The sequence below is a fragment of the Pseudomonas sp. GW822-FHT03F08 genome (genome assembly GCF_058801265.1).
Genome location: NZ_JBXANC010000014.1, coordinates 136952 through 162281 on the forward strand (window position 1 = coordinate 136952; position 25330 = coordinate 162281).

The 25330-nt window shown below is 58.5% G+C and carries 19 protein-coding genes; 5 read left to right on the plus strand and 14 right to left on the minus strand.

Translation table 11 applies throughout. The annotated features are described in order from the left end of the window. Nucleotides 1–166: 166 nt before the first annotated feature. The gene (locus tag AC1RME_RS27995; RefSeq protein ID WP_096818878.1) at nucleotides 167–2386 is read left to right on the plus strand and encodes an alpha-xenorhabdolysin family binary toxin subunit A; all 2220 of its coding nucleotides are present in this window, start codon (nucleotides 167–169) and stop codon (nucleotides 2384–2386) included. A 45-nt stretch (nucleotides 2387–2431) separates the two neighbouring features. After that, nucleotides 2432–3310 (plus strand): hypothetical protein, encoded by an 879-nt coding sequence (locus tag AC1RME_RS28000; RefSeq protein WP_255261900.1) that lies wholly within the window; start codon nucleotides 2432–2434, stop codon nucleotides 3308–3310. A gap of 43 nt (nucleotides 3311–3353) precedes the next feature. Here AC1RME_RS28000 and AC1RME_RS28005 read toward each other — a convergent pair whose 3' ends face one another. From AC1RME_RS28005 to AC1RME_RS28025, 5 genes are all read right to left on the minus strand, one after another. Then, on the minus strand, nucleotides 3354–4517 hold the full coding sequence (locus tag AC1RME_RS28005; protein ID WP_096818882.1) for a type III PLP-dependent enzyme: 1164 nt from the start codon (nucleotides 4515–4517) through the stop codon (nucleotides 3354–3356). Nucleotides 4518–5108: 591 nt separating this feature from the next. Further along, nucleotides 5109–6263 carry an osmoprotectant ABC transporter ATP-binding protein OsmV gene (locus AC1RME_RS28010; RefSeq protein WP_085685646.1) on the minus strand — a complete coding sequence of 385 codons (1155 nt, stop codon included), beginning with the start codon at nucleotides 6261–6263 and terminating at the stop codon, nucleotides 5109–5111. Continuing rightward, on the minus strand, nucleotides 6260–6913 hold the full coding sequence (locus tag AC1RME_RS28015) for an ABC transporter permease (RefSeq protein ID WP_085729571.1): 654 nt from the start codon (nucleotides 6911–6913) through the stop codon (nucleotides 6260–6262). Before AC1RME_RS28015 ends, AC1RME_RS28010 begins: the two co-directional genes overlap by 4 nt. A 13-nt stretch (nucleotides 6914–6926) precedes the next feature. Then, nucleotides 6927–7820: a glycine betaine ABC transporter substrate-binding protein gene (locus AC1RME_RS28020; protein WP_096818883.1), complete on the minus strand. Its 894-nt coding sequence runs from the start codon at nucleotides 7818–7820 to the stop codon at nucleotides 6927–6929. Between the two features lie 21 nt (nucleotides 7821–7841). Beyond that, complete coding sequence (locus AC1RME_RS28025) at nucleotides 7842–8531, minus strand: ABC transporter permease (RefSeq protein WP_176504822.1); 690 nt, start codon at nucleotides 8529–8531, stop codon at nucleotides 7842–7844. 357 nt (nucleotides 8532–8888) lie between these two features. Between AC1RME_RS28025 and AC1RME_RS28030 the strand changes: the two genes are divergently transcribed. The 3 genes from AC1RME_RS28030 to AC1RME_RS28040 all read left to right on the plus strand — a co-directional run bounded on the left by AC1RME_RS28030 (nucleotide 8889) and on the right by AC1RME_RS28040 (nucleotide 12256). Next, nucleotides 8889–10472 (plus strand): peptide chain release factor 3, encoded by a 1584-nt coding sequence (locus AC1RME_RS28030; protein WP_096818886.1) that lies wholly within the window; start codon nucleotides 8889–8891, stop codon nucleotides 10470–10472. A 134-nt stretch (nucleotides 10473–10606) separates the two neighbouring features. Then, nucleotides 10607–11842: an MFS transporter gene (locus AC1RME_RS28035; RefSeq protein WP_096818888.1), complete on the plus strand. Its 1236-nt coding sequence runs from the start codon at nucleotides 10607–10609 to the stop codon at nucleotides 11840–11842. 156 nt (nucleotides 11843–11998) lie between these two features. Next, nucleotides 11999–12256 carry a hypothetical protein gene (locus tag AC1RME_RS28040; RefSeq protein ID WP_096818890.1) on the plus strand — a complete coding sequence of 86 codons (258 nt, stop codon included), beginning with the start codon at nucleotides 11999–12001 and terminating at the stop codon, nucleotides 12254–12256. Nucleotides 12257–12360: 104 nt separating this feature from the next. On the opposite strand, the gene AC1RME_RS28045 is transcribed toward AC1RME_RS28040, so the two are convergent. The 9 genes from AC1RME_RS28045 to AC1RME_RS28085 all read right to left on the minus strand — a co-directional run bounded on the left by AC1RME_RS28045 (nucleotide 12361) and on the right by AC1RME_RS28085 (nucleotide 24984). Next, complete coding sequence (locus tag AC1RME_RS28045; protein WP_096818892.1) at nucleotides 12361–13341, minus strand: peptide ABC transporter ATP-binding protein; 981 nt, start codon at nucleotides 13339–13341, stop codon at nucleotides 12361–12363. After that, entirely contained in the window at nucleotides 13341–14309 is a 969-nt protein-coding gene (locus AC1RME_RS28050; protein WP_096818893.1) for an ABC transporter ATP-binding protein, read from the minus strand. Before AC1RME_RS28050 ends, AC1RME_RS28045 begins: the two co-directional genes overlap by 1 nt. A gap of 10 nt (nucleotides 14310–14319) precedes the next feature. Next, entirely contained in the window at nucleotides 14320–15246 is a 927-nt protein-coding gene (locus AC1RME_RS28055) for an ABC transporter permease subunit (protein ID WP_096818895.1), read from the minus strand. A gap of 11 nt (nucleotides 15247–15257) precedes the next feature. Then, a complete protein-coding gene (locus AC1RME_RS28060; protein WP_096818896.1) occupies nucleotides 15258–16268 on the minus strand; it encodes an ABC transporter permease subunit in 1011 nt (336 codons plus the stop codon). Between the two features lie 73 nt (nucleotides 16269–16341). Continuing rightward, nucleotides 16342–17937, minus strand: a complete 1596-nt coding sequence (locus AC1RME_RS28065) for an ABC transporter substrate-binding protein (protein WP_096818898.1) — start codon at nucleotides 17935–17937, stop codon at nucleotides 16342–16344. Between the two features lie 78 nt (nucleotides 17938–18015). Next, nucleotides 18016–19428 (minus strand): OprD family porin, encoded by a 1413-nt coding sequence (locus AC1RME_RS28070; RefSeq protein ID WP_096818899.1) that lies wholly within the window; start codon nucleotides 19426–19428, stop codon nucleotides 18016–18018. Nucleotides 19429–19606: 178 nt separating this feature from the next. Continuing rightward, nucleotides 19607–21205, minus strand: coding sequence for an ABC transporter substrate-binding protein (locus AC1RME_RS28075; RefSeq protein ID WP_096818901.1), 1599 nt, complete (start codon nucleotides 21203–21205; stop codon nucleotides 19607–19609). Between the two features lie 294 nt (nucleotides 21206–21499). After that, on the minus strand, nucleotides 21500–23122 hold the full coding sequence (locus AC1RME_RS28080) for an ABC transporter substrate-binding protein (protein ID WP_096818903.1): 1623 nt from the start codon (nucleotides 23120–23122) through the stop codon (nucleotides 21500–21502). 260 nt (nucleotides 23123–23382) lie between these two features. Beyond that, on the minus strand, nucleotides 23383–24984 hold the full coding sequence (locus AC1RME_RS28085; RefSeq protein WP_096818905.1) for an ABC transporter substrate-binding protein: 1602 nt from the start codon (nucleotides 24982–24984) through the stop codon (nucleotides 23383–23385). Nucleotides 24985–25330 lie beyond the last annotated feature (346 nt).

Consider the following 25330-nt stretch of genomic DNA (forward strand, 5'->3'; position numbering starts at 1 on the left):
TGGTTTGTTTGTCTTGATTGCTAATATTTAAGTGCTTGTTGATTATTGTCTTGCTGTCCTAAGGTTGTTTTGCGATGTCGACGCTCAAGTTGGAATGAGTCGCTCGGTGATGTCGTATATCTAAAACGACTTTTATTAAGTATCCGAAGAAGACAAGGAGTCTCTTATGGAGTTCAAGATGGACAGCAAGATTGCCGAGGTCGCCGCAAAGGCGCCTCGGGTGTTTGTAAGTGCTTCGCTCGGCGAGAGTGAAGAATACAATCGGGAAACCGGTATTCAATTAACCAAAGAACAGATTGTCAGCCTGCGCAAGTATGAAGTGCTGGGGTTGTCGCTTCCCGTTCGGCTGGCGGATGTCGTTGCCTATCTAAACTATGGCGCCGGGGATGCAGGGGGCGTTGGTCTCAAGGCCACGGATTTTTTGCGGACATTCACCTACACCTACGACCATGCCAAGCGCTGGTCACCGTTGCGTGAAAAAATCATGCTGACAGGGACCGATCTCAAGATTTTTGCCGGCAGCATTATTCGTACGGGTGAAGGAATCGTAGAGATCTACGAAGACCTGAAAGCCTCCAGGTATCTGGAGGAATACGATATCAATACGCCGGAAGAGTATCTGGAGTTGAAACGCACGATTCCGGGTCTTCCAGACCTGGGTTTGCCGTCCGGTGATGTGCCAGAAATCAAGGTCTACCTCAATGACATGCTGGCCAAAGTCATGCAATGCCACGCGAAGGCCGAGTATGTCAGATCAGAGCTCGACAGTTTTGGCGCTGACATGCGCGAGATCGTGCTGCCGGAGATCAGGCTGCGACTGGAGTTCGTGTCGCGCAATACCTATCAGGCAGACATCCAGGCCCTGCAGGACGAAATCGACCAGCGCTCGAAAGAAATCGATGAGCTGAACAAACAATATGATCAGTTGGTTCAGGAAGCGATCAGGTCAGCAGCGACACTGAATATCGGTGGTTTGATTCTCGGCATCTATCAGGGCGTCAAGGCTGAAAAAATCCGCAAGGAGCGAAACAGGTTGAAGGCAGAGCAACAGGCTTCCAACCAGGTAATGGCCAGCAAAAACCAGACGCTGAGTTCCCTGAACAAAGTGCGCGATGATTTACAGAACCTGAGTTATGTAGCGATTGAAGCTGAAGTCGCCACGCAAAACCTGATGCTGGTCTGGAATGCACTGAGTACTTATATCACTGCATCTGTCAAAGAAGTTGATCTGCTTGAGGAAGCCACTTCCCTGAGGAAATTCAAAAATCAGATTCTCGGCATTATTGATCCGTGGGAGCAGATCAAGGTGAGTTCCGATCAGCTGTTGGACGTCTTCGCTGCGGCAGATAAAGAATATGGAAACAGCTTTACAGTATTCGGGAGTAAAACAACTATGTTGTCGCCAAATAATCATCCAGCCGTTTCGGATTTTGACATCGTTGCTTTGCGTTCCTGCGCTGCAGCTGTTCAAACAAGCAATGTCACTGCACAAATGCTGGGTGAGCAATTCAATTATCTGCCGGGTACCGTCCGCACAATGAATGGGCTGACGGTGGCTATCCAGAAAGCCACATTCGAACTTCGTAATCAGGCCCAGACTACGGGGATCAATCTGGAGCGTGCGCAGAACAAGCTGGAAATATCTCAGGCCGAACTTCTCGAATATCCGGAAGACGCGGATGAAATCCGCGAGGAAATGGAAAGCGAACTCAAGAATGTATCGATGAAAATCTCCGAGCACACAGGTGACTTGAAGATGACGCACAGCAGCTTGAGTACCGCCTATGACCGATCGGCTTCGGCGCAATGGATCGTGACGCTGCAGCAGGACCGGGCCTTCACGGAAGCCCTGAAGGTCAAGTCGGAAGAAAAAGTCGCCGATTTCGAAAAGCAGATGAAATCGGTGTCTGAAGCGCTCGAGCTGATTGCGAACGCCGGGGTGGAGAAAATCGGTAAGGAAGCCCAGCTGACGCTGGATAACCTGAAAGCACTGGGGCTGGCGCCACCGCAGGTTCAAGTCGCGTTGTTCGCCATTGATACCTTGAAAAAAATGATCTCGGGTATTGGTGAGGCGATCTCTTATCTGAACATGCTGGCGGCTTACAACCAACTCAAGGAAAAAGCGGCTGATCTGAAGGCGCAGTTGAAGAAACACATCAACGATATTGCGCAGATCGATGGAAAGATTCACCTGGTGCAAGTCCTCGACCAACTGGACGAGGAGCGCTGGAGTTACGTGAATGAATTCTCGAATCTGGTGGCCGTATTCGAGTCCTTCGCCCGAGACTTCAAACAGGACAAGTCGCAGCCTGTCGAGCAGCGAACGGCTTCTGCCATCGCCCGTATTGCCGACGTCCGGCAGTATCTGAAAACGGTTCAGCAGTAAGGAGTCGAGGCGGTGGGCGTTCAGCCCACCGCTTCCCGATCAGTCATGAATACACTTGCCTATGAGTTTTCCGCAGCACAACGACGCGTACTGGATCGATACACGAATTTCCTGGGCTCTCTGAACCCAACCTTCAATAACATTCCTTTGGTGTTCGAGCGCCGCAGAGCCATCGGTCATCAAATGGCGGTACTGGCCAACGATTCGCGTTTGAACAACGCCAGGTTCAATGCGCGCTACTTGCAGGAGTTCTGGGAGCGTACTGAAGACGCTCGACGCCTGTGCAGCACTTATGTTGCGGATCTCGCCCTGTTCACCGTTGAAACTCAGGAAATCATCAAAAACACCTCAAGGAACGAGCCCCTCAGTCAGGTGGATTTCAAGTTGTACAGTTTATCCAGGTCGCCAACCTGGAAGTTGTTTCCCCCCACCGATGTGCCGGACCTTGTTCACGAACTGGCACTTCGGTTTTCCTCGCTGAGGGCGGCGATACGCCAACTGAAATACACCATCGCTGAGGTGCATGACGAGTCGTTCGGGCTTAAGTCGGTGTTCATCAGGGCGATGGATCATCGCTCGTGCCAGTGTCATACCCAACCAACAGTGGTCGAGGAGTTGTTTCGCGAAGCGCGTACAGCACCAGTCTGGGACTTCGCTTGGTCGTCAGCTGATCCGCTCGTAAAAGCCGCAGAGTACAAAACCGATATCGCCGCGTTGTTTAACGGACTGGCTTCCGTGAGTTTGCAACTCAGCATGTTTCTCGAAGAGACCGGCTTGCGCATCGATACTGTGTTCTATGAGTTGTTGAGAGCTGAACGTGTATCGAAACTCGGGGAGTTGAATTTCCAGCTCGCCGCCTTGAAGGAGGGCGCTGAAGAGTTCATGGCGATGATCAATCACCTTGAGACTTGGCTGCGCAAATAAAAAAGGCCCATGCATGCATGGGCCTTTTCAGTTGAAGCGTCGCTTACACGTAGAACGATTTCAGCGGCGGGAAGCCATTGAACTCTACGGCGCTGTAACTGGTGGTGTACGCACCGGTCGACAGCCAGTACAGACGATCACCGATCGCCAGGTTCAGCGGCAGGCCGTACTTGTAGTTTTCGTACATGATGTCGGCGCTGTCGCAGGTCGGGCCGGCGATGACCACTTCTTCCATCTCGCCTTTTTTCTCGGTCCAGATCGGGAACTTGATCGCTTCGTCCATGGTTTCGATCAAGCCGGAGAACTTGCCCACATCGGTATAAACCCAGCGCTCGACGGCGGTACGGGACTTACGTGCAACCAGTACCACTTCGCTGACCAGGATACCGGCGTTGGCGATCAGCGAACGGCCCGGCTCCAGAATGATTTCCGGCAGGTCATCACCGAAGTCTTCCTTCAGGAAGCGGATGATCTCTTCGGCGTAGGTTTCCAGGCTGTTGGTGCGGGTGATGTAGTTGGCCGGGAAGCCACCGCCCATGTTGATCAGCTTCAGGTGGATGCCGTCTTCTTCTTTCAGGCGCTCGAAGATCACTTTGACCTTGGCGATCGCGGCGTCCCAGACGCTGATGTCACGCTGTTGCGAACCGACGTGGAACGAGATGCCGTAAGGCACCAGGCCCAGGTCACGGGCGAGGATCAGCAGGTCCATGGCCATGTCGGTCTGGCAGCCGAATTTGCGCGACAGTGGCCAGTCAGCCGTGGTCGAGCCTTCGGTCAGGATGCGCACGTAGATTTTCGAGCCCGGCGCAGCCTTGGCGATGTTGCGCAGGTCGGCTTCGGAGTCGGTGGAGAACAGACGCACGCCCTTCTCGTAGAAGTAGCGGATGTCCTTGGATTTCTTGATGGTGTTGCCGTAGCTGATGCGATCGGCGCTGACACCACGGCCCAGCACTTTGTCCAGCTCATAGATCGAGGCGATGTCGAAGCTCGAGCCCTTCTCTTTGAGCAGGTCGATGATCTCGACGGCCGGGTTGGCCTTGACCGCGTAGTAGACCTTGGCAAATTCGAAACCGGCACGCAGGTCATCGTAGGCCTGGGCGATCATCGCGGTGTCGATCACCACGAACGGGGTTTCCTGTTTGTCGGCGAACGCCTTCATTTTGTCAAAAGTGGCGCGCGCGAAATAGTCTTCGACCTGGATCGACATGCTGGGAGCTCCTATGGGCAAACTCGTAAAAACAATGGGTGCAAATGAACGCCCTCCGTATCCCCACTTTGGTTCGCCTACTTCCCAAGGCATGTCGCCGAAAGCAAAAAGGCCATGGGAAATGTAGCTTTCTTTCCCTTGGCCTTGCTGTCTCGTCGTCAGTACTTGAGCCGGATGGATCGTTTCCAGCATGGACGTTCGGCGCGAACTTTAGGGCGTGAGGGGCCTGAGATCAACTAAAAATGTCGCGTTTTTGCACGCTTCTGACGTGCGTCGCGGATATCACTCTTTGTAGCCGACCGAGATGACGGTCAGATGTTCCGCAATAATTTTCAGGTGTTAAAAATACCTGCACGTTCGATGCCGATGCGCGCCAAGTCACGGATAAGTACGATCACTTCAACATCGGCGACGTTGGCGGCGAGAAGGGCAGGTGAGGGGGAAGTTGCTGGTTGAGACTGATAAAATCGGCCGGGTTTGGCCCTCTGATGTGTTGATATTTCTTGCCGGCTCATCGCCGGCAAAAAAATCCTGGCTTTGAGGATCCGGTGGTCGAAAAAAAGGGCTGTTGAACAGCCCTTTTGTTTTTGATCAGGCCACCGCCTCGGCTGGCGAGACGATATTGGTCTTCATCCCGCGTGATCGGCCCGAACTCAGGTAAGCCGCAATCGACTCCTGGGTCACCTCGCCGAGGAACACTCGCTCGGCATCCATCACCGGCAACCATGCCCGATTGAACTCGTACATCCGCGACAGAAGGATGCGCAAATGCTCGTCGTACGCCGCGGTGGCGTTGAACTCCCGCAGGAACTGCGCGCAGGTGCCGGTCTGACGGTGCAGGTCTCGACGTCGTACATACCCCAGTGCCTTGTTCTCGGCACAGGTGACCACCACATAGCGACGGTCATGTTCGTCCATCAATTCCAGCGCATCGGCCACCGGGGTTTCCGGGCTGACCGACGGCGCGTTGTCTGCCGCATCTTCGGCCTTCACCAGCAGCAGGCGTTTGAGCGTGCTGTCCTGGCCGACGAAGTTGCTGACAAAGTCGTCGGCCGGATGAGCGAGCAGTGTGTCTGGGTGGTCGATCTGCAACAGCTTGCCGGCGCGGAAGATTGCGATCTTGTCGCCGAGCTTGATCGCTTCATCGATGTCGTGGCTGACCATGATCACGGTCTTGTTCAGCGCGCGCTGCATTTCGAAGAACTCGTTCTGGATCATCTCGCGGTTGATCGGGTCCACCGCACCGAACGGCTCGTCCATCAGCAACAGCGGCGCATCCGCCGCCAGTGCGCGGATCACGCCAATTCGTTGCTGCTGACCGCCGGACAATTCGCGTGGATAACGATGTAGATACTGCTTGGGCTCAAGCTTGATCATGCTCATCAGTTCGCGGGCGCGGTCGTGGCATTTCTGTTTGTCCCAGCCGAGCAGTTTCGGCACCACCACGATGTTCTCTTCGATGGTCATGTTCGGGAACAGACCGATCTGCTGGATCACGTAGCCGATGTTGCGACGCAGGGTCACTTCGTCGAGGTCGGTGGTGTCTTCGCCGTTGATCAGGATCTTGCCGGAGGTCGGCTTGATCAGGCGGTTGATCATTTTCAGCGTGGTGCTTTTGCCACAGCCCGATGGCCCGAGGAATACGCAGATTTCGCCTTCATTGACGGTCAGGCTCACCGAGTCCACGGCTTTCACATCTTTGCCGTTGCTTTGGAAGGTCTTGCTGAGGTTTTGAAGTTCGATCATTTGAGTAATCCTTTTGGAGTCAAAGAGCGTTGCAGCCACTGCAAAAACAGGTCGGCGAAGATCGCCAGAAGACTGACCAGCAGTGCGCCGACGATCAGCATCGACATGTCACTGCGGCTGATGGAGGCGAGGATCAGCACGCCGAGGCCGCCGGCGCCGATGGTCGCGGCGATGGTCATCACGCCGATGTTCATCACCACGGCGGTGCGCACGCCGGCGAGGATCACCGGCACTGCAATCGGCAACTCGACCATGCGCAGGCGCTGGCCGAAGGTCATGCCGATGCCGCGTGCAGCTTCGCGGATGCCCGGCTCGACACCGGTCAGGGCGAGGTAGGTGTTGCGCATGATCGGCAGCAGTGAATAAAGGAACACGGCGGTGATCGCCGGCATCGGTCCGAGGCCCTGGCCGAATTTGGAGTAGAACGGCAGCAGCAGGCCGAACAACGCAATCGACGGCACGGTCAGCAATACCGTGGCGCTGGCCTGTAACGGGCCGGCGAGGCTCGGGAAACGCGTCATCAGGATGCCCAGCGGCACGCCGATGAGAATCGCCAGGCTGACGGCGATGCCGACCAGCGTGATGTGTTGCCAGGTCAGGTGCATCACCTGCTGCCAGTCGAGGTGGGAAAAGGCGTTCAGGAATTCCATGACTTTTCCTCCTTTAGTTCAATGGGTGCTGGCGCAGGAAATCGGCGGCGACTTTCGACGGGCTCTCGTGATCGACATCGACCCGCGCATTGAGCTGACGCATGGTTTCGTCGTCGAACAATTCGGCCAGCGGCTTGAGTTGTTCCACCAGTTGCGGGTGGGCGTCGAGGTAGGCCTGACGCACCACCGGGGCGGCGGTGTAGTCCGGGAAATAATGCTTGTCGTCTTCCAGCAGCTTCAGCCCGAACGCGTTGAGGCGACCGTCAGTGGTGTAGACCAGACCGGCAAACACTTGCCCGTTGCGCAGTGCGGTGTAGACCAGCCCCGCGTCCATCTGCCGGATGTTCTGGCGGGTCAGGTTCATGTCGTACAGCTTGACCATGCCGTCCAGACCGTCCGAGCGGTTGGCGAACTCGGTGTCCAGCGCCACCAGATGATTGCGCTTGGCTTCGCTGCGCAGCACATCGTTCAGCTGACTGATATTGCTGATCTGCGGGTATTCCTCGGCCACTTTTTTCGGCAGGGCGAGGGCGTAGGTGTTGCTGAATTTCGACGGGGTCAGCCAGACCAGGCCTTTTTTCGCGTCGAGTTCTTTGACCCGGGCGTAAGACTGTTCGCTGTCGAGTTTTTCGGTGACATGGTTGTAGGCCACCAGCGACACGCCGGTGTATTCCCAGAGCATGTCCAGTTGCCCGCTTTCGTGGGCGCTGCGGGCCAGGTTACTGCCCAGACCACCGGTGATCTGCGCGTCGTAGCCTTTGCTGCGCAGGTATTGGGCGGTGATTTCCGCGAGCAGGGTTTGTTCGGTAAACACTCGGGCACCGAGGCGAATGAGCGGCTTTTCCGCCGCCTGGGCAAATCCTGCGAACAGCAGGGCGCAGCCTAGAATCAAGCTAAGTCGTTTCATGAATATTCCTTTGCCGAAGCCTTAAGACGGGCGCAAACCGCGTTCCAGCCAGAGACGGCTGGCGAGGGTGACCACGCCATCGAGCAGCAGGGCCAGCAGCGCGGTGCACGCGGCGCCGAGCAGCAGTTGCGGCTGATTGTTCAGGGCGATGCCGGGGAAAATCAGGCTGCCGAGGCTGTTGGCGCCGATCAGGAAGGCCAGCGGCGCAGTACCGACGTTGATCGCCAGCGCCACGCGCACACCGCCGACGATGATCGGCACGGCGTTGGGCAATTCGACCTGCCACAGCACCTGCTGCGGGGTCATGCCGATGCCGGTTGCGGCTTCTTTCAGCGAGCCCTGGACGTTTTTCAGGCCTTCGTAGGTGTTGCGCACAATCGGCAAAAGCGAGGCGAGGAACAGGGCGAAGATTGCCGGGCCACTGCCAATACCGAGAACCCCCAGGGCAATCGCGAGCACGGCCAACGGTGGCACGGTGTTGCCGATGTTGAAGATCTGCATGAAGCGTTCGGCGCGGCCGACCATGGTCGGGCGGCTCAGGAAGATACCGGCGGGGATGCCCACGACAAGGGCGGCCAGCATTGAAGCGAGGACGAGAATCAGATGAGCTTGCAGGTAAAACAACAAATCGTCGCGGTAGTGTTCGATCGTGTTGATGCCGATCCAGTGGACCAGCAGGGCCAGGAGCGCGATCACCACCGCACCTCCCATCAGCCCTTTGCCATAGCGGATAGCCACAGGCGGACTCCTTTTTTATAGTCGGCGAACGCCGTCCCGAGTGGCATGCCATGCCTGGCTGCCGGGAAAATAACGTTCGCGAGAAGCAGCTCCCCCAGCACCGGCAACAGCGGTCTGAAAGCGAGCCATGAGCGCAGCCTCGTCAGGCTAACTTGCTGATTTTTCAGCCCCTGACGAAAAGTCGTAACAGGGGATGGACGTCTCCGTGCTTTAAAAGGTTCCCATCCACGGCAGCATTTGGCCACCCTTAATGTGCTCAACGGTTCGGTTATTGCGTTGACTTGGGCTATAATCGCGGCCCTTTTTTGAATCACCGCCAGGCGATTTCCCATGACCAACCAGGCCGCCGAAGTCGCGAAACGCCGCACTTTCGCCATTATTTCCCACCCCGATGCCGGTAAAACCACCATCACCGAAAAGCTCTTGCTGATGGGCAAGGCGATTGCGGTGGCCGGTACGGTGAAATCCCGTAAATCCGACCGCCACGCGACATCCGACTGGATGGAGATGGAAAAGCAGCGGGGTATCTCGATTACCACGTCGGTCATGCAGTTCCCGTATCGCGAACACATGATCAACCTGCTCGACACCCCGGGCCACGAAGACTTCTCCGAAGATACCTACCGCACCCTGACGGCAGTGGACTCGGCCTTGATGGTCCTCGACGGCGGTAAAGGTGTAGAGCCACGTACCATCGCGCTGATGGACGTCTGCCGTCTGCGTGATACGCCGATCGTCAGCTTCATCAACAAACTCGACCGTGATATCCGCGACCCGATCGAACTGCTCGACGAGATCGAAGCCGTCCTGAAGATCAAGGCTGCGCCGATCACCTGGCCGATCGGTTGCTACCGCGACTTCAAGGGCGTGTACCACCTCGCCGACGACTACATCATTGTCTACACCGCCGGTCACGGTCACGAACGCACCGAAACCAAGATCATCGAGAAGCTTGACTCCGACGAAGCCCGCGCACACCTGGGCGACGAGTACGATCGTTTCCTCGAACAGCTGGAACTGGTGCAGGGCGCCTGCCACGAGTTCAACCAGCAGGAGTTCCTCGACGGTCAGCTGACCCCGGTGTTCTTCGGTACGGCGCTGGGCAACTTCGGTGTCGACCATGTTCTCGACGCCGTGGTCGACTGGGCACCGCGTCCGCTGGCCCGTGTGGCCAACGAGCGCACCGTGGAGCCGGTGGAAGAGAAGTTCTCGGGCTTCATCTTCAAGATCCAGGCGAACATGGACCCGAAACACCGCGACCGCATCGCCTTCATGCGTATCTGCTCCGGCAAGTACGAGAAAGGCATGAAGATGCGCCACGTGCGCACCGGCAAGGACGTGCGCATCGGCGACGCCCTGACGTTCTTCTCCTCCGAGCGTGAGCAACTGGAAGAGGCGTACGCCGGCGACATCATCGGTCTGCACAACCACGGCACGATCCAGATTGGCGACACCTTCAGCGAAGGCGAAAGCCTGGGCTTCACCGGTATCCCGCACTTCGCCCCGGAACTGTTCCGCCGCGTACGCCTGCGCGATCCGCTGAAATCCAAGCAACTGCGCCAGGGCCTGCAACAGCTGGCCGAAGAAGGCGCGACCCAGGTGTTCTTCCCGGAACGCAGCAACGACATCATCCTCGGCGCCGTCGGTGTGCTGCAGTTCGATGTGGTCGCCAGCCGCCTGAAAGAGGAATACAAGGTCGAGTGCTCCTACGAGCCGATCACCGTGTACTCCGCGCGCTGGATCGAATGCGGCGACAAGAAGAAGCTGGAGGAATTCTCCAACAAGGCTGTGGAAAACCTGGCACTGGACGGCGGCGGTCACCTGACCTACCTCGCTCCGACCCGCGTCAACCTGGCCCTGATGGAAGAGCGCTGGCCGGACGTGAAATTCCGTGCGACGCGTGAGCATCACTAAGCGCTGATTGGCGACACCCGAAAGCCCACTGATAAAACAGTGGGCTTTTTTTTGCCTGTTGATTGAGTATGGGCGGGTCCATTTGATCCGGGTGCGAACCTGCGGCGAAGAATGATCAAGGAGGGATCAAGGTAATGACCGGTCGGTTGATTCATCTGCTGCGACTCGACGGTTACTTCAGCACCATGGCCTGGGTGCTGGCAGCGCTGTTGTTCATCAATCGCCTGAGCAGCATGGTCAAGCTGTTCATGGCGCTGTATCTGCGTCAGGAACTGGGCTTCGCCATCGAGACCGTTGGCTGGCTGTTGGCGGCGTACGGCGGCGGGCTGTTGATCGGTTCGATGTTGGGCGGCTTGCTCAGTGACCATGTCCGCACCGCTCGGCTGACGGCGGCGCTGTTCTTCGTTTCAGCGTGGGTGCTGCTCGGGCTCGGGCTGGTCACGCAGGTGCCGTTGCTGGCCGGGCTGCTGTTGCTCAGCGGTACGATCGACGGCGCGATCCGTACGCTGCATCAACGATTGATCATGGAGTATTGCGAGGTTGCGCAGCGCCCACGGGCGCAGGCCTTGAGCCGTATCGCGCGAAACCTCGGGATGGCCGCCGCCGGTATCGCGGGCGGTGTGCTGGCGCAGACGGATTTTCGCTGGGTGTTCTTCATCAGTGCGGCGCTGACGCTGGTGGCGTTGCTCTGGTTTGTCCGCACGACCTGGCGACGACCGATTCTTGTCCCGCAAGAAACACCTGAGGCGCAGACCGGCTCCGGCCTGCCGTATCGCGACAAGCCATTCCTCTGGCTGCTGGCGGCGACCGTCCTGCTCGGCATGGCGTTCGACACGGTCTACAGCACGCTCGGCAACTACCTGCGCGATTACTATCGCTTGAGCACCGAAGCCATCGGCTGGCAGTTCGCGATCAACGCAGTCCTTGTCGTGGCGTTGCAGGTTCCAATCTCGCATTGGGGCGAACGCTGGGGCTCGTGTCGGCCATTGATTGCCGGCTGCATACTGATGGCGGTCGGGCTCGGCATGTTGCCGCTGGGTTCCGGTTTGTTTTATGCCTGCCTGTCGACGGTGGTCTGGACCCTCGGTGAAGCGCTGTTCATGCCGCCGCTGAATGTGCTGGTCATGCAGCATGCGCAACGCGGAAAAAGCGGTCAGTACTTTGGTCTGTTTTTCATGGCCTGGAGTGCGAGCGCGCTGCTGTCACCGGTGCTGAGCGGTCAGCTTTACGGGCAGTTCGGTGGTCACAGCGTCTGGGTGGCCAGTGCGGCGCTGGCGCTGATGTCCGTCCCGTTGGTGTATCTGGCGACCCGTTTGCGGGTGACGGGCAAGCAGCCCTTGCAAACCCGCAAGGCCGCCTCGCTTAGCTGATCCGGTTATGGAGGTTATTCGAAAGCGGTCTGTCCACCCGCGGCAATTATGGGCATTGGTTAGCGTCCTATCTGGTGAACCCGGCTGATCGGAACTAGATTTTATTCAGCGCCGGATCGGCACTCTGGCTTCAATCACGAAAGGATGGAAACGCTCATGAGCATTTTTCAACGCATAGTGTTGTTGCTTAAGGTTTTGGTGATGCTGACGCTCGGCACCACGGCGGCATGGGCGAGTACTGGCGGCCCACCGCAAGGTTTTAACGCTACCCATGGCCACGCAGCGGTGATCATGCTCGCCAAGTCCGAGTCCGAACCGGGTGATCAGGATCAGGGCGGCAGCAAGGACGATGACGACTCGACCACCGACGAGCCGGATACCGATGATCCGGATGATGGCGACAGCCAGACGTAGATTGCAGACAAAAGAAAACCCCTTCTTCCCCGACTGATGCGCAATCGAAGAAGAAGAGGTTTGGTCAACGCTTGAACGACCCGCCCCGGCAACAGGGCGGGTTTTTATGCCGCGCCGTCGAGGAACTGCTCGGCGTAGTGGCACGCTACCTGACGGGTGTCGAGCTGGCGCAGGGCCGGCTCTTCTGCGCTGCAACGTTCGGTCGCGTACGGGCAGCGCTTGTGGAACGCGCAACCCGGTGGCGGGTTCAGCGGGTTTGGCAACTCGCCGACGATTTTGATTTTCGGCTTGTCCGGATCCGGATGGATGGTCGGAGTCGCCGATAGCAGCGCCTGGGTGTACGGATGCAGAGGACGGGCGTAGATGTCATCCTTCGGACCGATTTCCACCGGGCGGCCGAGGTACATCACCATCACGTCATCGGCCACGTGCTGCACCACCGCCAGGTTGTGCGAAATGAACACGTAACCGGTGTTGAACTCCTGCTGCATGTCCATGAACAGGTTCAGCACCTGCGCCTGGATCGATACGTCCAGCGCCGAAGTCGGTTCGTCCGCCACCAGCACTTTCGGTTGCAGCATCATCGCTCGGGCCAGCGCGATACGCTGACGCTGACCGCCGGAGAACATGTGCGGATAGCGCTGATAGTGCTCGGGACGCAAGCCGACCTGCTTCATCATCGCCTGGACTTTCTCGCGACGTTCGGCGGCCGACAGGTTGGTGTTGATCAGCAGCGGCTCGGCCAGTTGATCACCGATCTTCTGCCGTGGGTTCAACGAGGCGTACGGGCTCTGGAACACCATCTGCACGTCTTTGCGCAGTTGCTTGCGCTGGGCCTTGTCGGCCCCGGCCACTTCCTGGCCGGCGATTTTCAGGGAACCGGACGACGGCTCCTCGATCAGGGTCAGGGCACGGGCCAGGGTGGATTTGCCGCAGCCCGATTCGCCCACAACGGCGAGGGTCTTGCCGGCTTCCAGTTCGAACGACACACCGTTGAGGGCGCGTACGGTCGCGTGGCCCTTGAACAGGCCACGGGAGACTTCGTAGTGACGGGTCAGGTCGCGGGCGGTAAGTACGACGGCCATTACGCCACCTCCTGGTTCAACGGGTAGAAGCAGCGGGCGAGGCTGTGGCTTTTCGGGTCAAGGGTCGGACGCTGCGCGCGGCAGCTGTCCTGCACGTACGGGCAGCGCGGCGACAGCAGGCAGCCTTGCGGACGGTCGTAACGGCCGGGAACGATGCCCGGCAGGGTGGCCAGACGCTCGGCACCCTGGCTGTGTTCCGGAATCGCCTTGAGCAGCGCTTCGCTGTACGGGTGGGCCGGGATGTCGAACAGTTGCGGCACCTGACCGACTTCAACGGCTTGACCGGCGTACATCACGCACACGCGCTGGGCGGTTTCAGCCACGACGGCGAGGTCGTGGGTGATCAGCACCAGGCCCATGTTCTGCTCTTTCTGCAACGCCAGCAGCAGGTCCATGATCTGCGCCTGAATCGTCACGTCGAGTGCGGTGGTCGGTTCGTCCGCGATCAGCAGTTTCGGCTCGCCGGCAATCGCCATGGCAATTGCCACACGCTGGCTCATGCCGCCGGACAGTTGGTGCGGATAGGCGTCCATGCGGCTCGCGGCGCCCGGGATTTCCACTTTTTCCAGCAGTTCGATCGCACGTTTACGCGCTTGCTTGCCGGACATTTTCAGGTGCAGGCGCAGCACTTCTTCGATCTGGAAACCGACGGTGTAGCTCGGGTTGAGCGCGGTCATCGGGTCCTGGAACACCATGGACAGGTCTTTGCCGACGATCTGCCGACGCTGGCGATTGCTCAGCTTGAGCATGTCTTTGCCGTCGAAACTCAGGGAGTCGGCAGTCACGATCCCCGGGTGCTCGATCAGGCCCATCAGCGCCATCATGGTCACGGACTTGCCGGAACCCGATTCGCCCACGATGGCCAGGACTTCGCCCTTGTCCACTTTGAGGTCGAGGCCGTCGACCACCGGTGTGGCGTTCTTGTCGCCGAAGCGTACGTTGAGATTCTTGATTTCTAACAGTGACATGGGAATCTCCTCAGGCGGCGTTCTTGAGTTTCGGGTCCAGCGCATCGCGCAGGCCGTCGCCCATCAAGTTGATTGCCAGCACGCTGAGCAAAATGGTCAAACCAGGCAGACTCACGACCCACCAGGCGCGTTCGATGTAGTCGCGGGCCGAAGCCAGCATGGTGCCCCACTCAGGGGTTGGCGGCTGTACGCCGAGGCCGAGGAAGCCCAGGGCGGCGGCGTCGAGGATCGCCGAGGAGAAGCTCAGGGTTGCCTGAACGATCAGCGGTGCCATGCAGTTCGGCAGCACGGTGATGAACATCAGGCGTGGCAGGCTGGCACCGGCCAGGCGTGCGGCGGTCACGTAGTCGCGGTTCAGTTCGCCCATCACCGCAGCACGGGTCAGGCGCACGTAGGACGGCAGCGAAACCACGGCGATGGCGATCACGGTGTTGATCAGGCCAGGGCCGAGGATGGCGACGATCGCCACGGCCAGCAGCAGCGACGGCAGGGCCAGCATGATGTCCATCAGACGCATGATGGTCGGACCGAGGATCTTCGGGAAGAAACCGGCCAGCAGGCCCATGAAGATACCCGGGATCAGCGACATCACCACCGAGGACAGACCGATCAGCAACGACAGGCGCGAACCCTGGATCAGGCGGGACAGCAAGTCGCGTCCCAGTTCGTCGGTGCCGAGGATGAACTGCCATTGCCCGCCTTCCAGCCACACCGGCGGGGTGAGCAGGAAGTCACGGTATTGCTCGCTCGGATTGTGCGGCGCGACCCAGGGGGCAAAGATCGCGCAGAACACGATCAGGGTGAAGAACGCCAGACCGGCGACGGCGCCCTTGTTCTTGGCGAATGCTTGCCAGAACTCCTTGTACGGCGACGGATACAGCAGGCTTTGATCCACGTTCGAGGTGGCGGTGGCTACTGAGGATGTTGGAGTGCTCATGGGTATTGACCTCAGCGCTGGTGACGAATGCGTGGGTTGGCAAAGCCGTAGAGGATGTCCACCACGAAGTTGACCAGAATCACAATGCAGGCAATCAGCAAGATGCCGTTTTGCACGACCGGATAGTCCCGGGCGCCAATGGCTTCGATCAGCCATTTGCCGATGCCGGGCCAGGAGAAGATGGTTTCGGTCAGGACGGCGCCGGCCAGCAGGGTGCCGACTTGCAGGCCGACCACGGTCAGCACCGGGATCAACGCGTTGCGCAGGCCGTGGACGAACACCACGCGTGCTGGCGACAGGCCTTTGGCACGGGCGGTACGGATGTAGTCTTCGCGCAGCACTTCGAGCATCGAGGAACGGGTCATCCGGGCGATCACCGCCAGCGGAATGGTGCCCAGCACAATGGCGGGCAGGATCAGGTGATGCAGGTAGTCGAGCAGGGCGCCCGGTTCATCGCTGAGCCAGGTATCGATCAGCATGAAGTGCGTTTTGCGCTCAACGTCGATCAACAGGTCGTTCTGCCCGGAAACCGGCGTCCAGCCCAGGCTGACCGAGAAAAACATGATGAGAATCAGGCCCCACCAGAAGATGGGCATCGAGTATCCCGTGAGGGATATGCCCATTACTCCATGATCGAACAGGGACCCTCGCTTGAGGGCGGCAATGACGCCGGCCAGCAGCCCGAAGACACCGGCGAACAGCAGGGCAGCCATCGACAGTTCAAAGGTGGCCGGGAACAGTTGCGTGAACTCGGTCCAGACGCTTTCACGGGTACGCAGGGATTCGCCGAGGTCGCCGTGGGCAAGCTTGCCGATGTAATCCAGGTATTGGGCATACAGCGGCTTGTTCAGACCGAGGCGTTCCATTGCCTGAGCGTGCATTTCGGGATCGACCCGACGTTCGCCCATCATCACTTCCACGGGATCGCCGGGGATCATGCGAATCAACGCGAAAGTCAGCAAGGTGATGCCGAAAAACGTGGGGATCAACAACCCCAGTCGGCGGGCAATAAAACTTAACATCTTGTGTGGTACCTCATCGGCCGGTTAGGCGTGCCCGGCGACCCTGGGGTCAGGGAGGCCGGGAGTTTCTTATCTACTTCACCTGGGTGGTGGCGAAGTTATTGGTTGTCAGAGGGCTGATGTGATAACCCTCAACGTTGTTGCGCATTGCAGTGAACATCCGGGTGTGGGCCATGCTGATCCACGGCTGGTCCTGATTGAAGATGGCCTGGGCTTCTTCGTACAGTTTGGCGCGTTCGGCCGGATCTACTTTAGCCCGTGCTTCGTCGAGCAGGGTCTGGAATTTCTCGTTGCACCAGCGAGCGTAGTTTTCGCCGTTCTTGGCGGCTTCGCAACTGAGCATAGGCGTCAGGAAGTTATCCGGGTCGCCGTTGTCGCCCGCCCATCCGGCCGAAACCATATCGTGTTCGCCGGCCTTGGCGCGTTTGAGCATTTCGCCCCATTCCATCACGCGGATGTCGATCTTGATCCCGACTTTCGCCAGGTCAGCCTGCATCATTTGCGCGCCCAGCATCGGGTTCGGGTTGGTCGGGCCGCCGCCGTTGCGGGTGAACAGGGTGAACGTGGTGCCTTCCGGTACACCGGCTTCCTTGAGCAGGGCGCGGGCCTTGTCGAGGTCACGTGGCGGGTTCTTCAGGTCGTGGTTGTAGCCCAGCAGGGTCGGCGGGTACGGGTTGACCGCGACCGACGCGTTGCCCTTGCCGAACAGTGCGTTGACGTAGGCGGCCTTGTCGAAGGCGATGTCGATCGCTTTACGCACCCGCACGTCGCTGATGTATTTGTGCTGGGTGTTCATGGCGATGTAGGAGACGGTCATCGCGTCCATTTCATCGACTTTCAGCTTGTCGTCTTTCTTGATGCTCGGGATGTCGTCCGGCTTCGGATACAGCGCGACCTGGCACTCGTTGGCCTTGAGTTTCTGCAGGCGAACGTTGTTGTCGGTGGCGATGGCCAGAATCAGGGCATCAGCCGGCGGCTTGCCACGGAAATAGTCCGGGTTGGCCTTGAAGCGAACCTGGGCGTCCTTGTTGTAGCGCTGGAAGACGAACGGGCCAGTGCCGACCGGCTTGTTGTTCAGGTCGCCGGTCTTGTTGGCCTTGAGCAACTGGTCGGCGTATTCGGCCGGGTAGATCGAGGAGAACGCCATGGCGATGTCGGCCAGGAACGGCGCTTCGCGGCGGGTCAGGGTGAACTTGACCGTGTTGTCGTCGACTTTCTCGACGCTCTTCAGCAGTTCCTTGAAGCCCATGCTTTCAAAGTACGGGAAGCCCACGCTCGACAGCTTGTGCCACGGGTGATTCGGGTCCAGCTGACGCTGGAAGCTCCAGACCACGTCGTCGGCGTTCATGTCGCGAGTCGGCTTGAAGTATTCGGTGGTGTGGAACTTGACGCCTTTGCGCAGGTGGAACGTGTAGGTCAGGCCGTCGTCGCTGATGTCCCAGGACTCGGCAAGCGCCGGGATCACTTCAGTGGTGCCTGGCTTGAAGTCGGCCAGACGGTTGAAGATGGTTTCGGCCACCGCGTCGGCAGTGACTGCAGTCGTGTACTGGACCATATCGAAGCCTTCCGGGCTGGCTTCGGTGCAGACCACCAAGGGTTTGGCCGAGACGCCGACAGCGACACTCAGCAACGCGGCAGCGATGGCCGCACGTAGGGGAAGCATTTTCATCAAGAACCCTCTGCAATCGGTTGAAGACAAAAAGCCGAACGGCCGACTCGTCACTGAGTCAGCCGTCGGCGTGCGTTTTTACAGGATGTTGAATGGTACGGTGGTCACGAGACGGAACTCGTTGATGCTGCCGTCAGCCTGGTTTTCGCTGGCGCGGTGAGCGGTGTAGGTGCCACGGATGGTGGTGGCCTTGAGTGGGCCGCTCTGTACGGCGTAGGTTGCACCGATGCCGTATTCGTAGTGGTGCTCGCCGTCCATGTTTTTCACGTCATATGCAGTGCCGGTGTAGTGAGTACCGTCGATGCCCCAGCCGCGAGCCTGGTAGATGTTGAACTTCAGGCCTGGCACGCCGTATTCGGCCATGTTCAGACCGTAGGCGACCTGGAAGGATTTCTCGTTCGGGCCGTTGAAGTCGGACAGCAGGGAGTTGGCCAGGTAGATGCCGTTGGTTTCGTGCAGGTAGTCGAAGTACTCGTTACCGTTAATTTCCTGGTACGAGAAGGTCAGGCTGTGGGCCTGGTGGGTCAGACCGAACGACAGGGAGTAGGTGTCGTTGTCGATGTTGCCCATCTCTTTTTTGCCGGTATCGACAGTTTTGTAGTAGTTCAGGCCGGTGGTCAGGCTTACGACGTTGCTGTCACCCAGTTCGTGGGTGGCGCCGAAGTAGTACTGGTTCCAGAAGTCTTCAACCTTGGAAGCGTACAGGCTGGTCTTCAGGCTTTTCAGCGGCTGGTAGTTCAGGCCGACGATGCTCACGCGATCGGTCTCGGCGCTGTTGTTGGTGTACTCGGAACGGAATTTCGACAGGCTCTCTTCGGTACGCGGCGATACGCGGTCGAAGCTGCCGGCGTCGAACGACAGGTTGTTCAGCTCTTCGCTGTGCAGGCTGACACCTTCAAAGCTCGAAGGCAGCGCACGGTTGCCGATGGTGTCGACGATTGGCGTGCTGAAGTTCTGGCGACCGGCGGTCAGCGTGGTGTTGGAAACGCGGAACTTGACGTTGGCCAGGCCCAGTTTGCTCCACTGACCTTCAGCGTCGCCGCCTTCTTTGGTCAGCGTACGGTTGTTGCCTGCGCCTGGACGCGAACCCGGTGCGCCACCATTGTTGGAGGCCAGATCCTTGCGATCGCGCTCCAGGGCAACGGCGTTGTACGCGGCCACTTCAGTGCTGACACCGACGGTGCCCTGAGTGAAGCCGGAGGTGTAGTTGACGATGGTGCCCTGCACCCAGTTGATACGACGATCGGTCGGGGTCGCGACACCGTCTTTGCGGTAGGTGAACTTGCCGCCACGTTTCAGTTGCTCGTTGGCGTACCAGTTACGGGTCGTGCCGCTGATCTTGGAGCCTTCGAGGAAACCGGTGGCTTCAGCCTGGGCGCTCTGCTCGTTGACGGTAACCGGGGTGTACGCCTGGCTCTGTTCCTCGGCATAAGCCGTGGCGGTGATGCTGCTGATGGCCAGGGCCAGTATCGCGGTGCTGCTCAGTTTCATGGGTGAAGCTCCTTTACTTTCTTTTTATGCCGGCTTTTTTGGGTTGGCCGGTTTTTGGTTTTAGAACTCATTCACACATCGCAAACGTTTGCAAAAGGCCTGATTGGCGAATTTCGGCAAAGCGCTTGCGTGAGGAGGTAGACGGCCTCCTCAGCGTTGCGGCTAGTCGGTTTTTTGTTTAATCGATGCTGACACCCGAAAACACGTTGCGACCGAAGGGGCTGACCTTGAATCCTTCGATCCTGGCGCTTAACGGCTGGTTGACCGTCGAGTGGGCGACAGGCGTGATCGGCACTTGCTGCTTGAGCAACTGCTGGGCCTGTTTGTAAAGCACGGTGCGCTGGTCGCGGTCGGTGACGACCTTGGCTTCTTTGATCAGCTTGTCGTAAGCCGGATCGCACCACATGGAATAGTTGTTGCCGCCAATGGCGTCGCAGCTGTACAGCGTGCCGAGCCAGTTGTCCGGGTCCCCGTTGTCACCGGTCCAGCCGATCAGGCTGATGTCGTGTTCGCCATTCTTGGTGCGCTTGATGTACTCGCCCCATTCGTAGCTGACGATCTTCACTTTCAGACCGATTTTGGCCCAGTCAGCCTGGAGCATTTCGGCCATCAGTTTGGCGTTCGGGTTGTATGGACGTTGCACCGGCATGGCCCACAGGGTGATCTCGGTGCCTTCCTTGACGCCGGCAGCCTTGAGCAACTCCTTGGCTTTTTCCGGGTTATAGGCGGCGTCCTTGATCGTGGTGTCGTAGGACCATTGGGTCGGCGGCATGGCGTTGACCGCCAGTTGACCGGCACCCTGGTAAACAGCGTTGAGAATCCCTTGTTTATTCACCGCCATGTCCAGCGCCTGACGCACTTCGAGCTGGTCGAACGGTTTGTGGCGCACGTTGTAGGCGATGTAGCCAAGGTTGAAGCCCGGCTTTTCGATCAGTTGCAGTTTCGGGTCGTTCTTCAGTGCCGGCACATCGGCCGGGCGCGGATGCAGAGTGACCTGGCACTCGCCAGCCTTGAGCTTCTGCACGCGGACCGAAGCGTCGGTGTTGATCGCGAAAATCAGGTTCTTCAGCTTCACCCGGCTCTGATCCCAGTAATGCGGGTTGCCGGTGTAGCGGATGTTCGAGTCTTTCTGATAGCTCTTGAACACGAACGGGCCAGTGCCGATCGGCTTCTGGTTGATGTCGCTCGGCTTGCCTTCGGCCAACAGTTTGTCGGCGTATTCGGCAGACAGAATGGCGGCGAAGCTCATGGCGATGTTCTGGATGAACGCGGCGTCGACGCTGTTGAGCGTGAACTGCACGGTCAGCGGCCCGGTCTTCTCGACCTTGGCGATGTTCTTGTTCAGGCTCATCCCGTTGAAATACGGGAACTCGGTCGGATAAGCCTTACGGAATGGCTGTTGCGGATCGAGCATGCGGTTAAACGTGAACAGCACGTCGTCGGCGTTGAAATCACGGGTAGGTTTGAAGTACGCCGTTGTATGAAATTTCACCCCTTCACGCAGGTGAAAGGTGTACTTGAGGCCATCCTCGGAAATATCCCAGCTCGTTGCCAGGCCCGGTACGACATTGGTCGCGCCCTTTTCGAACTCGGCCAGGCGGTTGTACAGCGGTTCGGCGGCGTCGTTATCGGTCGCGGTCGTGTACTGCGCGGTATCGAAACCGGCCGGGCTGCCTTCGGAGCAGAACACCAGACTGTCGCTGGCGGCAAAACTCGCGGACGTGGCGGCCAGCAGACCGGCGCCCAGCAATGCGGAAAAAACCAAGGTGTGGCGCATGACGCTCCCTCTTTTCTCAGTGTTTTTCAATGCGCCGCGATCCCTTCCAGGGAAGTTGTGGCGGCATTGAGCTCAAACCCACAGCAAACCGATAGCCCACGCAGTCACTGGTCAGAACCTGACGGTAGGGGCCGCAGGTCTGGCAGTAAATGCGCTGAGTCCTAAAGACTCGTAGGAAAAGGCGACACGTCCTAGACCAACCTGGTAAGACCAGGTGGAAATGGATGTAGGCAAATTCCTGACTATTCGGCAGAAAAAAACAGCGGCGACGCTGAAAACGTCGCCGCCGGTTTTTTACTTGACGCTGACGCCGTAGAAGGAGTTCAAGCCGAATGGGCTGATCTTGAAGTCCTGCACGTTGGCGCGCATGGGTTGATACACCGTCGAGTGAGCGATAGGTGTCATAGGGACTGCATCTTTGAGGACGTGTTGCGCCTCTTTGTAGAGTTCGGTGCGCTTGGCCTGGTCAGTGGTGCGCTTGGCTTCTTTCACGAGGCCGTCGAATTTCTTGTCGCACCATTTGGAGAAGTTGTTGCCACTCAGGGAGTCGCAACCAAACAACACGTTGAGCCAGTTGTCCGGATCACCATTGTCACCGCTCCAGCCAATGATCATGGCCTGGTTCTCGCCACCTTTGGAGCGCTTGATGTACTCGCCCCACTCGTAGCTGGTGATCTTCACGTTCAGACCGATCTTCTTCCAGTCGGACTGGAGCATTTCGGCCATCAGTTTGGCGTTCGGGTTGTACGGACGCTGAACCGGCATCGCCCACAGGACGATCTCGGTACCTTCCTTGACGCCGGCTTCCTTGAGCAGCTGCTTGGCTTTCTCAGGATCGTACTTGGCGTCCTTGATGGTGGTGTCGTAGGACCACTGGGTCGGTGGCATGGCGTTGACGGCCAGTTGGCCCGCGCCCTGGTAAACCGAGTCGATGATCTGTGGCTTGTTGACGGCCATGTCCAGCGCCTGGCGAACGCGCAGGTCGGCCAGCGGGTTGGCTTCGTTGCTGCCCTTGACCTTGTCCATCACGTTGTAGGCGATGTAGCCCAGGTTGAAACCAGCCTGGTCAGGCATCTTCAGCGCCGGGTCTTCTTTCAGTGCCTTGAGGTCAGCCGGACGAGGGAACAGGGTGACCTGGCACTCGTTCTTCTTCAGCTTCTGGATACGTACCGACGGGTCGGTGGTGATGGCGAAGATCAGGTTGTCGATCTTCACGTCATCAGGCTTCCAGTAGTCCTTGTTGCCGGTGTAACGGATGTTGGAATCTTTCTGGTAGCTCTTGAACACGAACGGACCAGTGCCGATCGGCTTCTGGTTGATGTCGGCAGCCTTGCCTTCTTTCAGCAGCTGGGCTGCGTACTCGGCGGACTGAACCGACGCGAAGCTCATGGCCATGTTCTGGATGAACGCGGCGTCGACTTCTTTCAGAGTGAACTTGACGGTGTGGTCGTCGACTTTATCGATCTTGGTGATGTTGGTATCCATCCCCATGTCGGTGAAGTACGGGAATTCGGTCGGGTACGCCTTACGGAACGGGTCATCCTTGTTAATCATGCGATTGAAGGTGAACAGTACGTCGTCGGCGTTGAACTCACGAGTCGGCTTGAAATACGAGGTGGTGTGGAACTTGACGCCTTCACGCAGGTGGAAGGTGTAAGTCAGGCCATCGGTCGAAATGTCCCAGCTGGTCGCCAGCCCAGGAATCACGGCGGTGCCGCCACGCTCGAACTGGGTCAGACGGTTGAACATGGTTTCGGCTGAGGCGTCGAAGTCGGTTCCGGTGGTGTATTGGCCTGGGTCGAAACCGGCCGGGCTGCCTTCGGAGCAGAACACCAGGTTAGTCGCAGCGGAAGCGAAAGGTGCGGAGGCTAACAAGCCTGCGCCGACTAAAAACGGAATGACCGCGTGTTTAAGCATGTTGGCCTCATGATTTGTTGTCATTTTTTAATATTGAGGTACGACCTCGTGAGTCGTGCCTGCGGATACTTATGCAGGGCCCATACCCAATGCAAGATCCAGAGCGCCCGGCGGCATCAAACGGTGGCACGAACGTACCTTAATGTCGCATCTGTATAACTTCTGACGCATTTGACCGTTTGCGGTCGGTTTTTACGGTGCAAACGAAGCCCCAAAACGGTGCATTGGTCACGATTTGCGCGCCGCCTTGGGGCTCGGTGTTACTTATTTATACCCACGCCATAGAAGGGGGTTAGACCGAACGGGCTGATCTTGAAGTCGGTGACTTCCTTGCGCAGCGGCTGGAACACCGTGGAGTTGGCGATCGGCGTGATCGGCACCTGCTGTTTAAGGATCAGTTGCGCCTGTTGATACAGTTTTACCCGTTGCGATTTATCGGTGGACACCTTGGCCTGCTGCACCAGTTTGTCGTAGGCCGGATCGCACCACTTGGCGTAGTTGCTGCCTTTCACTGCCGCGCAGCTGTAAAGCACGCCCAGCCAGTTGTCCGGGTCGCCGTTGTCACCTGTCCAACCATAGATCATCGCGTCGTGTTCGCCATTCTTGGCGCGCTTGATGTACTCGCCCCATTCATAGCTGACGATGTTGGCCTTGATGCCGATCTTCTCCCAATCCTGCTGGATCATCTGTGCCGACATCCGCGCATTCGGGTTGGACGCGCGCTGCACTGTCATCGCCCAGAGGTTGATGGTTGTACCCGGCGCAACCCCGGCTTCCTTGAGTAGCGCCTTTGCTTTCACGGGATCGTACGGCGCGTCCTTGATATTCGGGTCATAGGACCATTGCGCGGGCGGCAAGGCGTTTTGTGCGAGCTGCCCGGCACTCTGGTAAACCGCCTTGATGATCGCCGGTTTGTCGATGGCCATGTCCAGGGCCTGACGCACCTTTAATTGGTCCAACGGCGGGTGAGTGGTGTTGTAGGCAAGGAAACCGAGGTTGAAACCGGCCTGCTTCAACACGCGCAGGTTCGGGTCTTTTTCCATCACTTCGATATCGGCCGGGCGCGGGTAGCCGCTGACCTGGCATTCGCCGGTCTTGAGCTTTTGCAGGCGCACGGCGGCGTCCGGGGTGATCGAGAACACCAGGTTGTCGATTTTCACGTCCTCGGGTTTCCAGTAGTCCTTGTTCGCCGCGTAGCGGATCTGCGAGTCCTTCTGATAACGCTTGAACACAAACGGGCCGGTGCCGACCGGTTTCTGGTTGAGGTCGGCGGCGTGGCCTTCCTTCAGCAGTTGGGCGGCGTATTCGGCCGATTGCACCGAGGCGAAGCTCATGGCGAGGTTTTGCACGAACGCGGCGTCGACGTTGTTCAGGTTGAACCGCACGGTGTTTTCGTCGATTTTTTCCACGGATTTGATCGTGGTGTTCAGATCCATGTCTGTGAAATACGGGGACTCGGCGGGGTAGGCCTTGCGAAAGGCGTTGTCCGGGTCGAGCAGGCGTTGGAAGGTGAACAGGACGTCGTCGGCGTTGAAGGTGCGGGTCGGGGTGAAGTAGTCGGTGGTGTGGAATTTTACGTTTTGGCGCAGGTGGAAGGTGTATTGGAGGCCGTCCGGGCTTACGTCCCAGTTGGTCGCCAGACCTGGTTCGACTTCGGTGCCGCCGCGTTTGAACTGGGTGAGGCGGTTGAAGACGGTTTCGGCGGAGGCGTCGAAGTCGGTGCCGCTAGTGTACTGGCTGGGGTCGAAGCCGGCGGGGCTGGCTTCGGAGCAGTAGACCAAGGTCGTTGCTGCGTTGGCGAAGGGGGCGGTAGTTGCCAGGGCGAGGGTTATCAGTAGTGGTTTTAGGGTGAGTCTTTGCATGTCTGCCCCGGGGGTTGGAGGTGATTGTGGCGGGGGAGGTTAGCTGGGTGGTGGGAGGCGCGGAAATATCGTTTTTCTAGGTGAGGTGTCTAGTTCGGTATATCTGGGGTGGTTGGGTACATATCCGTTGTTGCGGTAACGGCCACTTAGGGTTCCGCCCTTACGGCGGGTCACTTTTTACAAACGCCTAAAAAGTAACCAAAAACGCTTGCTCCTACGTTCGGCCCGCTCGCTAAGGCTCGGGGTTCCTTCGCTCCGGGATTCATCCGGGGGGCATCGCCTACGGTTTGCTTCGCTGCACCTCCTCTCGATGTGTTTGGCTTCGCCAAACGGTCGCTGCGCTCCC